This is a genomic window from Pseudomonas sp. 65/3-MNA-CIBAN-0223 (assembly GCF_040310425.1).
Taxonomy (GTDB): Bacteria; Pseudomonadota; Gammaproteobacteria; order Pseudomonadales; family Pseudomonadaceae; genus Aquipseudomonas; species Aquipseudomonas gregormendelii.
Map to the genome: position 1 here is coordinate 262,886 of NZ_JBEOPV010000007.1, position 13,414 is coordinate 276,299.

Below are 13,414 nucleotides of genomic sequence, written 5' to 3' on the forward strand. Positions count from 1 at the left end.
AATCTCCCAGAATCGACCACATCTAATGGGGTATCTGGCAGGTTTCTTCATTCAGGATGTTTATAGGTCCGGCCTGCTCAAAAGGAAGGTGACTTATGCGTATAGACCGTTTAACCAGCAAATTACAGTTAGCCCTGTCCGACGCCCAATCCCTGGCCGTCGGCCTTGATCATTCGGGCATTGAACCTGCGCATCTCATGCAGGCCATGCTCGAACAGCAGGGTGGGTCGATCAAGCCGCTGCTGATGCAGGTGGGCTTTGACGTCAACAGCCTGCGAAAAGAGCTGACCAAAGAACTCGACCAGCTGCCGAAAATCCAGAACCCAACCGGCGACGTCAACATGTCGCAGGACCTGGCGCGCCTGCTTAACCAGGCCGATCGCCTGGCCCAGCAGAAGGGCGACCAGTTCATTTCCAGCGAGCTGGTACTGCTTGCCGCGATGGACGAAAACAACAAGCTCGGCAAATTGTTGCTGGGGCAGGGCGTGAGCAAAAAGGCCCTGGAAAATGCCATCAACAACCTGCGTGGGGGCGATGCCGTCAATGACGCCAACCACGAAGAGTCGCGCCAGGCGCTGGATAAATACACCGTCGACCTGACCAAGCGCGCCGAAGACGGCAAGCTCGACCCGGTCATCGGCCGTGACGACGAGATTCGCCGGACGATCCAGGTGCTGCAGCGTCGTACAAAAAACAACCCGGTACTGATCGGTGAGCCGGGTGTGGGTAAAACCGCGATCGCCGAGGGTCTGGCCCAGCGCATTATCAATGGTGAAGTGCCGGACGGCCTCAAGGGCAAGCGCCTGCTGTCCCTGGACATGGGTGCGCTGATCGCGGGTGCGAAGTATCGCGGTGAGTTCGAAGAGCGCCTCAAGTCTTTGCTGAACGAGCTGTCGAAGCAGGAAGGGCAGATCATTCTGTTCATCGACGAACTGCACACCATGGTCGGCGCCGGCAAGGGCGAAGGCTCGATGGATGCTGGCAACATGCTCAAGCCGGCTCTGGCGCGCGGTGAACTGCACTGCGTGGGCGCCACTACGCTCAATGAGTACCGTCAATATATAGAGAAGGACGCGGCCCTCGAGCGACGCTTCCAGAAAGTACTGGTGGATGAGCCGAGCGAAGAAGACACCATCGCGATTCTGCGTGGCCTCAAGGAGCGTTACGAAGTTCACCACAGGGTGGCGATCACCGATGGCGCGATCATCGCGGCAGCCAAGCTCAGTCACCGTTACATTACCGACCGTCAGTTGCCGGACAAGGCCATCGACCTGATCGACGAGGCCGCCAGCCGCATCCGCATGGAGATCGACTCCAAGCCGGAAGTGCTCGACCGTCTGGAGCGCCGTCTTATTCAGCTGAAGGTGGAATCCCAGGCGCTGAAGAAAGAGAGCGACGACGCGGCGAAGAAGCGCCTGGAAAAACTCCAGGAAGAAATCGCCCGTCTCGAGCGTGAGTATTCGGACCTCGAGGAGATCTGGAACGCGGAGAAAGCCGAAGTCCAGGGGTCTGCGCAGATCCAGCAGAAAATCGAGCAGTCCCGTCAGGAGCTGGAAGCAGCCCGTCGCAAGGGCGACCTGAACCGCATGGCCGAGTTGCAGTATGGGGTGATCCCGGACCTGGAGCGCAGCCTGCAAATGGTCGACCAGCACGGCAAAACCGAAAATCAGTTACTGCGCAGCAAGGTCACTGAGGAGGAGATTGCCGAAGTGGTGTCCAAGTGGACCGGCATCCCCGTGTCGAAGATGCTCGAAGGCGAGCGCGACAAGCTGATGAAGATGGAAAGCCTGTTGCACCAGCGTGTCATCGGCCAGGACGAAGCGGTGATTGCCGTATCCAACGCAGTGCGGCGTTCGCGGGCCGGTTTGTCCGATCCGAACCGTCCGAGCGGCTCGTTCATGTTCCTCGGCCCGACCGGCGTGGGTAAAACCGAGCTGTGCAAGGCGCTGGCCGAGTTTCTCTTCGATACGGAAGAGGCGATGGTGCGGATCGATATGTCCGAATTCATGGAGAAACATTCCGTGGCCCGGCTGATTGGTGCGCCACCAGGGTACGTAGGCTATGAAGAGGGCGGTTACCTGACCGAGGCGGTGCGTCGCAAGCCTTATTCGGTGATCCTCCTGGATGAGGTCGAGAAGGCCCACCCGGATGTATTCAACATCCTGCTGCAAGTGCTGGAAGACGGCCGCCTGACCGACAGCCATGGGCGCACGGTGGACTTCAAGAACACTGTGATCGTCATGACCTCGAACCTTGGGTCGGTGCAGATCCAGGAACTGGTGGGCGATCGTGAGGCGCAGCGCGCGGCGGTGATGGATGCGATTTCCACGCACTTCCGGCCGGAGTTCATCAACCGGGTCGACGAAGTGGTGATTTTCGAGCCATTGGCGCGCGATCAGATCGCCGGTATTACCGAGATCCAGTTGAGTCGTCTGCGCAGCCGCCTGACCGAACGGGAGCTGAAGCTCGAACTCAGCCCGGAGGCGATGGACAAGCTGATCGCTGTCGGTTACGACCCGGTATATGGTGCGCGGCCGCTTAAACGCGCCATCCAGCGCTGGATCGAGAACCCGCTGGCACAGTTGATCCTGTCGGGTCGGTTCATGGCTGGTGACACTGCCAAAGGTGTCGTGGAGAACGACGAAATCGTGTTTGTCTGAGCCACGATGGCAACAAAACCTGGGAGGCCTCGCTTTGCGAGGCCTTTTTTTCGTTAGGCTGTTGAACTCAAAGGAAAAGGCTTGTAAAGTGCGCCCCGCAGCAAGTCACCCGCCAGGGTTTCTGCTCCCCAAGCAGAAATCTGAAATAAGTTGCAAATCATTAACTTGAATGCAAATTAGGGGGTTGACAGAGGTGCTTAAGATTGTAGAATAGCGCGCCTCAGACACACGAACGCAGCGATGCAGACGGGTCGAAGAGACGCAGTAAAAGCTTCAAATGTTGTAATTGAAATATGCAGTTCCGTGATAGCTCAGTCGGTAGAGCAAATGACTGTTAATCATTGGGTCCCAGGTTCGAGTCCTGGTCACGGAGCCAATTTCAAACCGGGGTATAGCGCAGTCCGGTAGCGCGCCTGCTTTGGGAGCAGGATGTCAGGAGTTCGAATCCCCTTACCCCGACCATTTTTGGGTCGTTAGCTCAGTTGGTAGAGCAGTTGGCTTTTAACCAATTGGTCGTAGGTTCGAATCCCACACGACCCACCATTTTTGAAACCAGTTAAAACTGGGATCGAATCTTAAGATCAGAGGCCAAAAGCGCTGATCGAAGAAGGCGATCTTTGAAAGGTCGCCTTTTTTTTACCGGGGTATAGCGCAGTCCGGTAGCGCGCCTGCTTTGGGAGCAGGATGTCAGGAGTTCGAATCCCCTTACCCCGACCATATTAAAAATCCTCGTATCGAAAGATACGGGGATTTTTTTTGTCTGCTGATAATTGCCGGGCAAAAAGCGCCTGCAAAAAAGGCCCCGCTTTTGCGCTGGGGAGAAGCGGGGCGCAGGTTCGCTGCTTCAGGACTCAGCTGTTGTCCTTGAGATGTTCGAACAATCCTTTGGGCATTTTCTTGTCATTGGCTTCGTAGTTGGCCTTTACGTTATCAAAGGCTTCCTGCTCGTCGATCTGGCCGTCATGGTTGGTGTCGATCTTGTCGAAATCAGCCTTGGGGGCCACTTTCAGGAATTCCGCACGGGATACTTTGCCGTCCCCATCGGTATCAGTCTGGGCCATGGACTCATCACCGCATTTGCCTTCGCCACATTTGCCTTCCGGGGTTTTCACCACCTGCTCAGCCGACGCCAGCAGATATCCCTGGGCCAGGGGCTGGGAGGCGAACACCGAGCCAGACAGCATCATGCCACCGGCCAGAACCGCGCCGAGCAAGCCAAAGGTGTTAGAGGTACGGGACATTTCAATTCTCCTGGGTTGCACGACACAACCGCTCGATAAAGGGTCTGATCACCGGAGCAGGCAGGATGCCTTGCCCGGGTGTGGCCATTTAGCGGGTTGGGTGTATCGCTACTGTGTCGTGCAAGGGGGAGTTTGTATGCGAAGGGGCTGAATCGGGGAGGGGGATACAATGTGAAACGGATGTTTTCGCAGGTTATACCGAGGCGCCTGTATCGCGGGCAAGCCACGCACCCGCAAGTTGAGTGTCGAACCCGGATTCCAAGGTCGACACAATAACCAGTGGGAGCGGGCTTACCCGCGATCAGGCCCTGACGGGCACCGAATACTTAATGCAGTTTCAGGCGTGGCTCGGTGCCGCGGCCGATCTTGCTGCCCAGCATCAGCATCGCAGTACGAAACGCGCCGTACAGCGCCATCTGGTGCATGCGATACAGCGACACATAGAACATCCGCGCCAGCCAGCCTTCCAGCATCACGCTACCGGTCAGGTTGCCCATCAAGTTACCCACAGCCGAAAACCGTGACAGCGAAATCAGTGAGCCATAGTCGGTGTACTTGTACTCCGGCAAGGCCTTGCCTTCGATGCGCAATTTCAGGGATTTTGCCAGCAAGGATGCCTGCTGGTGCGCTGCCTGGGCCCGCGGCGGCACGTTGCGATCAGTGCCCGGTTGCGGGCAGGCGGCGCAGTCACCGAAGGCGAAGATATTTTCGTCGCGGGTGGTCTGCAGCGTCGGCAGTACTTGCAGTTGATTGATGCGGTTGGTTTCCAGGCCGTCGATGTCCTTGAGGAAGCCCGGCGCGCGAATCCCGGCGGCCCAGACTTTCAGGCTGGCGTTAATGACTTTGCCGTCGGCGGTGATCAGGCTGTCGGCCGTCACTTCGCTCACCGCGGCATTGGTCATGACGTTGACCCCAAGCTTCTCCAGGGTTTTATGCACAGGCCCGCCAATGCGCTCCGGCAGGGCTGGCAAGACGCGTGGCCCGGCTTCGATCAGGGTGATGTGCATGTTTTCCGGTTTGATCCGGTCCAGGCCGTAAGCCGCCAGTTCATGCGCGGCGTTGTGCAGCTCTGCTGCCAGCTCGACCCCGGTGGCCCCGGCGCCGACGATGGCCACGCTGATCTGCTCGACTTTGTCAGTCTGCCCGGCATGGGCTCGCAGGTAGTGATTGAGCAGTTGCTGGTGAAAGCGCTCCGCCTGTTTGCGGGTGTCGAGGAACAGGCAATGTTGCGCCGCACCCTGGGTGCCGAAATCGTTGGTGGTGCTGCCGACCGCGATCACCAGCGAGTCGTACGCCACTTCCCGTGCGGGCACCAGTTCGATGCCGGCTTCGTCGTAAGTGGCGGCCAGCTGGATTTTCTGCTGGGCGCGGTCGAGCCCGCTCATGCGCCCCAGCTGAAACTCGAAATGGTTCCATTTCGCCTGGGCAACATAGTTGAGTTCGTCTTCGGAGGAGTTCAGGGAGCCGGCTGCCACTTCATGCAGCAAAGGTTTCCAGATGTGGGTCAGGTTCGCGTCGACCAGCATCACACTGGCCGTGCCGCGCTTGCCCAGAGTCTTACCCAGACGGGTAGCCAACTCCAGACCGCCGGCGCCGCCGCCAACGATGACAATACGATGAGTCATGGGGATATCTCGCAAGGCTAAAAGAAATCGGTGCAGTCACCCTCGCGAGCGCAACGCGGCTCATAGCGCCAGGTAACTGATAAATCGGCTCAACAGGCCCAAACCAATGGTCACTGCCAATACCATCACCAGGAGCATCCACGGCCGGAATGGCCGGCGCTCGACTCGGTGCTGGGACAAGTGCAGGTACTCTTCGACATGCTTTTGGTCGTCGGGGTTCAGGCGGCTGGTCATAAAGCCCTCGTCAGATAGACGTTGGTGAATGTATGAAAGCTACAGCTGATTCAATAAAGGGTGTACGCAGCATAGCCGATGGGGGCCGGCGACTCACAGGCTGATGCCGACATCGAAGACGATGCTGCGCCCGAGGTTGCTGCGCAGGAAGTCGGGAGCATCCGGATGGGCGAACAGCACCCTGGCGAAGGTCGGCCCCACCAGTGATAACGAGCGCCAGCCCTGGCGCAAGTATTCGGTGGGGGGTGGAAAATGGCTGTTGAGGTCCAGCACTTCGCGCTTGAGGCTGGCGAAGGCGATGATATCGAGCTCCCCAAGGTCCATGCCCCGCTCTTTGTAGTTGTGCGCTTTCTTGCGCAAGGTCGGTGCGAGCCTGAGCAGGAACTCGTTGGCGGGAATGCGCTTGGGCTTCGCCTCCCGACGCACCAGCGAGCTCAGGGAAAACGCACTGCGCCGACGCTGCAATTCATCGCGCCACTCATCGTTGAGGCGCCGACCTTCGTCCAGCACAAAGAACACCTCGAAACTGGCGTCGCGAAACAGCACATCTGGCGGCTCCCCGGCAGGCGCAAACTCGTCCACTCGGTAGGGAATGTTCAGCCCTTGCAGCAGGCGCTGGCACACCCAACGCTCGCGCTCCCATTTGCGGGCATTGGACAGGAACGCGTTGGCTTGCTCGGCCGCAATGGTCAGCAGGCGTAAGTAATCAGAGTCATCCATAGGCCCAAGCTTAGCGTTCAAATGCGCTGGCAAAGAAGACAATTTGTTGTACAGGGGCAAAGGCCATCGGCAAGACAGCCTCTTTTCGCGCCCGCTCCAAGGCCCTGCACAAAACGGATAGTGATCTGCGCGCAGCGGATATTTCCACGCGTCCGCCAGCTTTACCCTCGGCTTTAAGGGACGTTAGCCGCTTTTGCGACGCTCTGAAATAAAAACAACAAGAGAAAAACGCCATGCGCAAAATTGACGTACATGAGGTTATCGACAACGCACGCTTCAATCGCTTCCACTGGATGGTGCTGTTCTGGTGTGCCCTGATCATCATCTTCGACGGTTACGATTTGGTGATATACGGCGTGGTGCTGCCGATGCTGATGAAAGAGTGGGGGTTGACTCCCCTGCAGGCTGGAGCGCTGGGCAGTTACGCTTTGTTTGGAATGATGTTCGGCGCGCTGTTTTTCGGACCGCTGTCGGACCGCATCGGCCGCAAGAAAGCCATCACGATCTGCGTGATGCTGTTCAGCGGGTTTACCGTACTCAATGGGTTTGCCCGTAATCCCACCGAGTTCGGTGTGTGCCGCTTCATCGCCGGCCTCGGCATTGGCGGGGTCATGCCCAACGTCGTGGCGCTGATGAACGAGTACGCGCCGAAGAAAATCCGCAGCACGCTGGTGGCGATCATGTTCAGCGGTTACTCCGTGGGCGGCATGCTCTCGGCGGGGCTGGGTATTGTGTTGATCCCCAGCTTCGGTTGGCAGTCAGTGTTCTACGTCGCGGTACTGCCGTTACTGCTGTTGCCGCTGATCATGTACTTCCTGCCTGAATCGGTGGGTTTCATGCTGCGCCAGGGACGCAATGAAGAAGCACGCAACATTCTTCAGCGGGTCGATCCGGCCTACGTCGCGCAAATAGACGATCAACTCGACATGAGCGAAGTGAAGGGCACCGGCACTCCGGTGTTGCAATTGTTTCGCGAGGGCCGGGCGCTGCGCACGCTGATGCTGTGGCTGGCATTCTTCTGTTGCCTGCTGATGGTGTACGCCTTGAGTTCGTGGCTGCCGAAGCTGATGGCCAACGCCGGTTACAGCCTGGGCTCGAGCCTGTCTTTCCTGTTGGTACTCAACTTCGGGGCGATTTTCGGCGCGGTCGGAGGCGGTGTGCTGGGTGACAAACTGAACCTGCCACGGGTGTTGGCGGTGTTCTTTGCCATGGCGGCCGTATCAATCACCTTGCTTGGCTTCAACAGCCCGATGCCGTTGTTGTACCTGCTGATCGCCATCGCCGGCGCCACCACCATCGGCTCGCAGATTCTGTTGTACGCCTGCGCGGCGCAATTCTATTCGATGACGATTCGCTCCACCGGTCTGGGCTGGGCCTCGGGTGTCGGGCGCAATGGCGCGATCGTGGGCCCACTGCTGGGCGGTGCCTTGCTTGGCATCAACCTGCCACTGCAGCTCAACTTCATGGCGTTTGCCTTGCCCGGTGCGGTGGCGGCGATTGCCATGACCGTGTTTGCCATCAGCAGTCAGCGCAGCGCCAGGCACGCCCAGTCCATGCGCGCCGTTGCGCCGGCCGGGGCCGTCGGCGACGCGTCATGAAATCATTGCTACGGGACTTCTCCCTGTCGGCCGCCGTCGCCGGTTTTATCGCGACGGTTATTTCCTACGCGGGCCCGCTGGTGATTATTTTCCAGGCCGCCGACAGCGCACAGCTTTCCCGAGAAGTGCTGTCGTCGTGGGTCTGGGCAATTTCCATCGGCAGTGCGGTGCTGGGGATCGGCTTGAGCCTGCGTTACCGCGTGCCGGTGATCATTGCGTGGTCGGCGCCTGGTTCGGCGTTGCTGGTGGCGCTGCTGCCGGGTATTTCCATGCCGGAGGCGGTGGGCGCGTATCTGGTCAGCAGCCTGATTATATTTTTGGTCGGGGTGTCTGGTGCGTTTGACCGGATCATCAGCAAACTGCCTGCGGCGATTGCCGCAGCGATGCTGGCGGGAATTTTGTTCAGCTTCGGCACTGGTTTGTTCGTCTCGTTGCAGGGCAAGCCGCTGCTGGTGCTGGCGATGTTCGTTACTTATCTGGTCTGCAAGCGTCTGCTGCCGCGGTATGCGGTGTTGATGGTGCTGCTGGTGGGCTGCTCGATAGCCTTTGTAGCTGGCGATCTGCGCAGCGAAGCATTGGTCATTGGCTTGGCGACACCGGTCTGGATCACGCCCGAGTTTACCTTGAGCGCGACCCTGAACATCGCCTTGCCCCTGGTGATGGTGGCACTGACCGGCCAATTTGTGCCCGGCATGGCGGTCTTGCGCGCCAGTGGGTACTCCACGCCTGCCGGGCCGATCCTCGCCAGCAGCGCGTTGGGCACGGCGCTGTTGGCACCGTTCGGTTGCCATGGGCTGAACCTGGCGGCGATTACGGCGGCCATCTGCACCGGTCGTGACGCCCATGAAGATCCGCACAAGCGCTATATGGCCGGCGTTGTCGGCGGTCTGTGTTACCTGGTGCTGGGGATCTTCGGTGCCACCCTGGTTTCGTTGTTCTCGGCGTTTCCCAAGGAGCTGATTGCGGCGCTCGCAGGCCTGGCGTTGTTCGCTGCGATTGCCGAGGCTTTGGCCGGCGCAATGGCCGTGCCGGGTGATCGCGAGGCGGCGTTGGTCACCTTTCTTGCTACGGCTTCGGGCATGTTGCTGTTCGGACTGTCTGCGGCATTCTGGGGCCTGATTTTCGGCATGGCCACCCACCTTCTGTTAAACGCCCGCCGCGAAAACGCAGCGGCTGATGCACTCCCCACTGTCGATCAATAAAAACAAGAGAAAAGACGATGAAACAGATTGTTCCAACAACCGGTTCGGTGTTGTCCATGGCGCTCGTCTCGAGTTTCTCCGCCGGTGCGCTGGCGGCAGAGGCTGGCTTTATCGAAGACACCACGGCCACCTTGCAAGCGCGCAATTACTACTTCAGCCGGGACTTCTCCGACATCGTCGGGGCAAACCGGCAGTCGAAGGCTGAAGAGTGGGCGCAGGGCTTCATTCTCAACGTCAAATCAGGCTACACCCAGGGGCCCGTGGGATTTGGCGTGGACGTGATCGGCCTGCTCGGCCTCAAGCTCGACAGCGGTCCCGACCGGGTCAATACCGGTTTGCTGCCGGTGAAAGATGATGGGCGCGCGGCCAACGATTACAGCCGACTCGAAGCAGCCTTGAAGGTCCGCTACTCGAAAACCGAAATCAAGGTGGGGGAGTTGCAACCAAATGTGCCGGTGCTGGCGTTCAGTGATATCCGCCTGCTGCCGCCGAGCTATCAGGGTGCGAGCATCAGTTCCAGTGAGATCAACGGCCTGACATTGCAGGGCGGCCACTTGAACTCCACCAGTCTGCGCAACGAAGCGGGCGACGAAAAAATGCAGGCCATGCTGGGTCACGTGCCGCAGCGTCAAGTCAGCAGCGACGGCTTCAATTTTGCCGGTGGCGATTACGCCTTCAACGATAAACGCAGTTCCGTCAGCGCCTGGTACGGGCAGTTGGAAGATATCTACAACCAGCGTTTTCTGGGCCTCAAACACAGTCAGCCGACGGGCGACTGGATTCTGGGAGCCAACATTGGTTATTACGATTCACGCGAAGATGGCAAAAAACTGCTGGGTAATATCGACAACCAGGCGTTCTTTTCGCTGTTGTCGGCCAAGCGTGGCGGCCATACGTTCTATGTCGGTTACCAGGGGATGTTCGGTGACAGCGCCTTTCCACGGGTGTTTGCCAACATATCGCCACTGGGCAACGAGGTGCCGACCTATGAGTTTGCCTCCACCGACGAGCGCTCGTGGCAAGCGCGTTACGACTACGACTTCGCCGCTTTAGGCGTGCCGGGTCTGACCAGTACCGTGCGTTACATTTCCGGTAATAACGTCGACACCGGGAAAGGGTTCGAGGGCAAGGACCGCGAGCGTGATCTTGACCTTGGATATGTCGTGCAAAGTGGTAGCCTCAAAGGCGTTGGGGTTCGTGTGCGCAATGCAATGGCGCGCTCAAACTACCGCAGTGACATTGACGAGAATCGCCTGATCCTCAGCTACACATGGACCTTGCTGTGATGCGTTGATTACAGGTCGCAATTGCCCATGACTTGATAGGTGACTCGCTGAGTCTGGCCCTGATGATCGATGTAGACCATGGTGGCCGGTACGACATCGCAGCCGGTCGGGGTGTCGCTGACGGACACTACCTTGGCGATGTCCAGCGGATGTGCCGGGTCGTAGGGAGTGGCAGCGGGTTCGTTGGTGGCGGCCATGGCCGAGGTGGCGACGAAGGCCAAAAGCAGGGCGGTGAGGGTTTTCATCTGGATTCTCCTGGTTGATTCTGTTGGTTGAATTTTAGTCTTTGCTTCCATTGGATAAAGGGGGGTGGGGCCGATTCAGCGTTGCAGGCTACGTAACAATCGATGGTGTCCACTTCGATCGGTGCGGTGCAACCACCACGGTGTAGACTGAAAATCCTCCCGGTACGGAAAAGGAGCAAGCACAGCCATGATCGGCGCCGAGCTAATGTCAGCTGAAACCCTGACCATCGGATGGGTGATCTACGTTCCGATTCTGCTCTGGGCCATTGCACGCTCGCCCTGGGTCGAACTGTTCAGCGATCGCCGCCGCCAGCATCTGTTGTTTGGTACCGTGTTCGCCCTGTTCATGCTCTGGCTGGTCAGGCGGGATTTTGATACGGGCGTGTCCTATCACTTTCTCGGCATGACTGCGGTGACCCTGCTGCTCGACTGGCCACTGGCAATAGTCGGCGGGTTTGTTGCGCAAGCGGGGTTGGTCATGCTCGGGCGCCAGGACCTGGCGGCGATGGGGGTGAACGGTGCTTTGCTGATCATGCTGCCGGTGTTGATCACCGAGTGCTGCGCCATCCTGGTCGAGCGCGCACAACCGCGTAATCCCTTCGTCTACATCTTCGTATCCGGTTTTTTCGCCGCAGCGCTTTCGGCCCTGCTGTGCCTGCTGCTGGCGCTGTGGTTGCTGTGGTTCGACGAGCGCTTCGTGATGCCTTACTGGCTGGAGGATTTCGTCGGTTACCTGTGGCTGATCATTTTCCCCGAAGCGTTTATCAACGGCATGATCGTCAGCGCACTGGTGGTGTTCAGCCCCGAGTGGCTCGAAACCTTCAATCGCACGCGCTACCTGTCCGCGCCGTGGAAAGACGACGACCCCAAGGCATGATCCTCACCTGGCGGCCGACGTCGTGCAGGTCGGCCATCAATGACGAGGTTCAAAGTCCTCGCTGAACAGGTCGTCTTCGGCATCCGGGCTCACCGGAATCTTGTGTTCTTCCGACGCCCAGGCGCCCAGGTCGATCAGTTTGCAGCGGTCCGAGCAGAACGGCCGGAAGGTGTTGTCAGCACTCCATTCGACCGGGGCGCCGCAGGTGGGGCAGTTGACGGTTGGGGTTTGGCTCATGACTGGCCTCCACGCAATGTTAGGTAAAAGTGGTGCAGGCGCTCGACCTCGCTGTGCAGCCAGGCGAGGTCGCGGTCGTTGACCACCACATCGTCGGCATGGCTCAAGCGGTCCTGGCGACTGGACTGTGCCTTGAGGATCGCCTGGACTTGCTGTTCGCTGGTCTGGTCGCGCTGCAAGGTGCGTTCTATCTGCAGCTGCTCGGGTGCATCGATCACCAGCACCCGCTGGGTCATGGCGTACTGGCCGGACTCGATCAGCAATGGCGAAACCAGAATCGCATAGCGCGATTGTGCCTTGGCCAGGTGATCGCTGATTTCCCTGGCGATCAGCGGATGCAGCAGCGCCTCGAGCCAGCGACGTTCTTCGGGAACTTCGAAGATCAGTTTGCGCAACGCCGCGCGGTCGAGTTGGCCGTCGGCTTGCAGCACGTCGGCACCGAAGTGCCCGGCGATCTGCGCCAGCGCCGGGCGACCGGGTTCAACCACCCAGCGCGCGGCATGGTCGGCATCGATCACGTGCACGCCCAGGTCAATGAAGTGCTGGGCGGCCGCGCTTTTGCCGCTGCCGATGCCGCCGGTCAGGCCAAGAATCCAGGGTTTTTCCACAGGGGTATTCATTTCAAACCGACAAACTGCCAATAGAAGTCGGTTATTTGACCACCCCAGAGCAAGGCAATCCAGCCGGCAATTGCCAGATACGGCCCAAAGGGCATCGGCGTCGAGGTTTTTGCGTTGCGCATACGCAGCATGGTCACGCCAATGATGGCGCCGACCAGGGAAGACAGGAGGAGCGTCAGGGGCAGGATCTGCCAGCCACCCCAGGCGCCGAGCATCGCCAGCAGCTTGAAATCACCGTGCCCCATGCCGTCCTTGCCGGTCACCAGCTTGAACACCCAGAACACCGACCACAGCACCATGTAACCGGCGATCGCGCCCCACAGCGCTTCGTGGAGCGGCACGAACAGGGTAAAACTGTTGGCGATCAACCCCAGCCACATCAGTGGCAATACCAGGACATCCGGGAGCAATTGATGCTCGGCGTCGATCAGGCTCATGGCCAGCAGGCCCCAGGTCAGGAACAGCACCAGGCAGGCTGGCCAACCGAAGCCAAAGTGCCAGGCGATGAACCCTGACAGCAGGCCACAGGCCAGCTCGGTCAACGGGTAGCGCTTGCTGATCGGCGCAGCGCAGCCGGAGCAGCGGCCGCGCAAGAACACGTAACTGATGACCGGGATGTTCTCCCACGCCCGGATCGAATGGCCACAGTGGGGGCACTGGGAGTGAGGCAGCATCAGGTTGTAAGTCGGCAGTGGTGCAGGAGCGGGATGGCCGAGCATGTCTTGCGCTTGCAGGCGCCATTCACGCTCGAGCATCTTGGGCAGCCGCCAGACCAGCACATTCAGGAAACTGCCCACCAGCAAGCCAAGCACCAGGGCCAGAGCAACGAAGCCCAGTGGGGAGTGCTGCAGAATTTCATTCAAGGGCAT

Annotated in this window: 13 protein-coding genes and 4 tRNA genes; 9 read left to right on the forward strand and 8 right to left on the reverse strand. The window is 59.2% G+C overall.

What is annotated here, in order from left to right:
* Positions 1-95 precede the first annotated feature (95 nt).
* The 5 genes from clpB to AAEZ09_RS10825 all read left to right on the forward strand — a co-directional run bounded on the left by clpB (position 96) and on the right by AAEZ09_RS10825 (position 3,377).
* A complete protein-coding gene (gene clpB / locus AAEZ09_RS10805) occupies positions 96-2,660 on the forward strand; it encodes an ATP-dependent chaperone ClpB (RefSeq protein WP_122839016.1) in 2,565 nt (854 codons plus the stop codon).
* Positions 2,661-2,960: 300 nt separating this feature from the next.
* A tRNA-Asn gene (locus AAEZ09_RS10810) sits at positions 2,961-3,036 on the forward strand.
* 9 nt (positions 3,037-3,045) lie between these two features.
* Positions 3,046-3,122 (forward strand) — tRNA-Pro (locus AAEZ09_RS10815).
* 5 nt (positions 3,123-3,127) lie between these two features.
* Positions 3,128-3,203 (forward strand) — tRNA-Lys (locus AAEZ09_RS10820).
* 97 nt (positions 3,204-3,300) lie between these two features.
* Positions 3,301-3,377: transfer RNA gene (locus AAEZ09_RS10825), tRNA-Pro, on the forward strand.
* Positions 3,378-3,511: 134 nt separating this feature from the next.
* Here the strand turns inward: AAEZ09_RS10825 and AAEZ09_RS10830 are convergent.
* The 4 genes from AAEZ09_RS10830 to AAEZ09_RS10845 all read right to left on the reverse strand — a co-directional run bounded on the left by AAEZ09_RS10830 (position 3,512) and on the right by AAEZ09_RS10845 (position 6,480).
* Positions 3,512-3,901 carry an HvfA family oxazolone/thioamide-modified RiPP metallophore gene (locus tag AAEZ09_RS10830; protein ID WP_350599474.1) on the reverse strand — a complete coding sequence of 130 codons (390 nt, stop codon included), beginning with the start codon at positions 3,899-3,901 and terminating at the stop codon, positions 3,512-3,514.
* Positions 3,902-4,227: 326 nt separating this feature from the next.
* Positions 4,228-5,526 carry an NAD(P)/FAD-dependent oxidoreductase gene (locus AAEZ09_RS10835; protein ID WP_045059373.1) on the reverse strand — a complete coding sequence of 433 codons (1,299 nt, stop codon included), beginning with the start codon at positions 5,524-5,526 and terminating at the stop codon, positions 4,228-4,230.
* Positions 5,527-5,586: 60 nt separating this feature from the next.
* A complete protein-coding gene (locus tag AAEZ09_RS10840) occupies positions 5,587-5,760 on the reverse strand; it encodes a DUF3094 domain-containing protein (RefSeq protein ID WP_045059374.1) in 174 nt (57 codons plus the stop codon).
* Positions 5,761-5,853: 93 nt separating this feature from the next.
* Positions 5,854-6,480, reverse strand: coding sequence for a DUF1780 domain-containing protein (locus tag AAEZ09_RS10845; protein WP_045059375.1), 627 nt, complete (start codon positions 6,478-6,480; stop codon positions 5,854-5,856).
* 233 nt (positions 6,481-6,713) lie between these two features.
* Here AAEZ09_RS10845 and AAEZ09_RS10850 point away from each other — a divergent pair, with 233 nt between their 5' ends.
* Genes AAEZ09_RS10850 through AAEZ09_RS10860 form a run of 3 tightly spaced genes read left to right on the forward strand, consistent with a single transcriptional unit; the run spans position 6,714 to position 10,566 of the window.
* The gene (locus tag AAEZ09_RS10850; RefSeq protein ID WP_045059376.1) at positions 6,714-8,078 is read left to right on the forward strand and encodes an aromatic acid/H+ symport family MFS transporter; all 1,365 of its coding nucleotides are present in this window, start codon (positions 6,714-6,716) and stop codon (positions 8,076-8,078) included.
* Complete coding sequence (locus AAEZ09_RS10855) at positions 8,075-9,280, forward strand: benzoate/H(+) symporter BenE family transporter (protein WP_350599476.1); 1,206 nt, start codon at positions 8,075-8,077, stop codon at positions 9,278-9,280. The genes AAEZ09_RS10850 and AAEZ09_RS10855 overlap by 4 nt, the downstream gene beginning before the upstream one ends.
* Positions 9,281-9,297: 17 nt before the next feature.
* On the forward strand, positions 9,298-10,566 hold the full coding sequence (locus AAEZ09_RS10860; protein ID WP_045059378.1) for an OprD family porin: 1,269 nt from the start codon (positions 9,298-9,300) through the stop codon (positions 10,564-10,566).
* An 8-nt stretch (positions 10,567-10,574) separates the two neighbouring features.
* On the opposite strand, the gene AAEZ09_RS10865 is transcribed toward AAEZ09_RS10860, so the two are convergent.
* Entirely contained in the window at positions 10,575-10,811 is a 237-nt protein-coding gene (locus tag AAEZ09_RS10865) for a DUF2790 domain-containing protein (protein WP_045059379.1), read from the reverse strand.
* A 187-nt stretch (positions 10,812-10,998) separates the two neighbouring features.
* Between AAEZ09_RS10865 and AAEZ09_RS10870 the strand changes: the two genes are divergently transcribed.
* On the forward strand, positions 10,999-11,688 hold the full coding sequence (locus tag AAEZ09_RS10870) for an energy-coupling factor ABC transporter permease (protein ID WP_205893373.1): 690 nt from the start codon (positions 10,999-11,001) through the stop codon (positions 11,686-11,688).
* Positions 11,689-11,724: 36 nt separating this feature from the next.
* Here AAEZ09_RS10870 and yacG read toward each other — a convergent pair whose 3' ends face one another.
* Genes yacG through AAEZ09_RS10885 form a run of 3 tightly spaced genes read right to left on the reverse strand, consistent with a single transcriptional unit; the run spans position 11,725 to position 13,414 of the window.
* Complete coding sequence (yacG, locus tag AAEZ09_RS10875; RefSeq protein WP_045059381.1) at positions 11,725-11,925, reverse strand: DNA gyrase inhibitor YacG; 201 nt, start codon at positions 11,923-11,925, stop codon at positions 11,725-11,727.
* Positions 11,922-12,545 carry a dephospho-CoA kinase gene (gene coaE / locus AAEZ09_RS10880; RefSeq protein ID WP_045059382.1) on the reverse strand — a complete coding sequence of 208 codons (624 nt, stop codon included), beginning with the start codon at positions 12,543-12,545 and terminating at the stop codon, positions 11,922-11,924. Before coaE ends, yacG begins: the two co-directional genes overlap by 4 nt.
* Positions 12,542-13,414, reverse strand: coding sequence for a prepilin peptidase (locus AAEZ09_RS10885; RefSeq protein ID WP_205893375.1), 873 nt, complete (start codon positions 13,412-13,414; stop codon positions 12,542-12,544). Before AAEZ09_RS10885 ends, coaE begins: the two co-directional genes overlap by 4 nt.

Excerpts from the sequence above, each read along its gene's own strand:
- clpB (WP_122839016.1), top strand. The coding sequence starts at position 96 with ATGCGTATAGACCGTTTAACCAGCAAATTACAGTTAGCCCTGTCCGAC.
- AAEZ09_RS10830 (WP_350599474.1), bottom strand. The coding sequence starts at position 3,901 with ATGTCCCGTACCTCTAACACCTTTGGCTTGCTCGGCGCGGTTCTGGCC.
- AAEZ09_RS10835 (WP_045059373.1), bottom strand. The coding sequence starts at position 5,526 with ATGACTCATCGTATTGTCATCGTTGGCGGCGGCGCCGGCGGTCTGGAG.
- AAEZ09_RS10840 (WP_045059374.1), bottom strand. The coding sequence starts at position 5,760 with ATGACCAGCCGCCTGAACCCCGACGACCAAAAGCATGTCGAAGAGTAC.
- AAEZ09_RS10845 (WP_045059375.1), bottom strand. The coding sequence starts at position 6,480 with ATGGATGACTCTGATTACTTACGCCTGCTGACCATTGCGGCCGAGCAA.
- AAEZ09_RS10850 (WP_045059376.1), top strand. The coding sequence starts at position 6,714 with ATGCGCAAAATTGACGTACATGAGGTTATCGACAACGCACGCTTCAAT.
- AAEZ09_RS10855 (WP_350599476.1), top strand. The coding sequence starts at position 8,075 with ATGAAATCATTGCTACGGGACTTCTCCCTGTCGGCCGCCGTCGCCGGT.
- AAEZ09_RS10860 (WP_045059378.1), top strand. The coding sequence starts at position 9,298 with ATGAAACAGATTGTTCCAACAACCGGTTCGGTGTTGTCCATGGCGCTC.
- AAEZ09_RS10865 (WP_045059379.1), bottom strand. The coding sequence starts at position 10,811 with ATGAAAACCCTCACCGCCCTGCTTTTGGCCTTCGTCGCCACCTCGGCC.
- AAEZ09_RS10870 (WP_205893373.1), top strand. The coding sequence starts at position 10,999 with ATGATCGGCGCCGAGCTAATGTCAGCTGAAACCCTGACCATCGGATGG.
- yacG (WP_045059381.1), bottom strand. The coding sequence starts at position 11,925 with ATGAGCCAAACCCCAACCGTCAACTGCCCCACCTGCGGCGCCCCGGTC.
- coaE (WP_045059382.1), bottom strand. The coding sequence starts at position 12,545 with ATGAATACCCCTGTGGAAAAACCCTGGATTCTTGGCCTGACCGGCGGC.
- AAEZ09_RS10885 (WP_205893375.1), bottom strand. The coding sequence starts at position 13,414 with ATGCCCTTGAATGAAATTCTGCAGCACTCCCCACTGGGCTTCGTTGCT.